The sequence below is a fragment of the Massilia genomosp. 1 genome, from assembly GCF_011682185.1.
Lineage (GTDB): Bacteria > Pseudomonadota > Gammaproteobacteria > Burkholderiales > Burkholderiaceae_D > Telluria_A > Telluria_A rubra.
Window position 1 is genome coordinate 1 of record NZ_WHJF01000446.1, and the last position, 355, is coordinate 355.

The following is a 355-nucleotide window of genomic DNA, read 5'->3' on the forward strand; positions in this document are numbered from 1 at the left end:
GTCTGTTCATCGACACCAAGTAACATTACCGGAGCACGCGCGAGATTATGTCGGGAATGATGCGGCCGTTACCGGCGCCACAGCCGGATTGTCATGGCGCGACAGCGTGCGCGCCGCGCGTGCGCCTTTAAAACCGCCTGTTGTGGTGGCGGTTGTACAAAATTCCGCATTTCAACGTTAGAGCAATATTTCGAAATTTTTCATGCTATAGTTAATTGGCAATGTGTCTCCGAATGCTGCCATGGCAAGTCGCAAACCATCCTTCGGATTCCTGGCTTATTGGACGAAATCAATTTGTTATTTGAATTGTTGACTTGATATCGCGGTGCCCTCACGTGCCGTTTGTCAGCAATGG

1 protein-coding gene is annotated in these 355 nt (G+C 50.1%); it reads left to right on the plus strand.

What is annotated here, in order from left to right:
• A partial coding sequence (locus F1735_RS36115) for a hypothetical protein (protein WP_222853204.1) occupies window positions 1–181 on the plus strand: 181 nt, incomplete at its 5' end.
• Window positions 182–355: the final 174 nt, after the last annotated feature.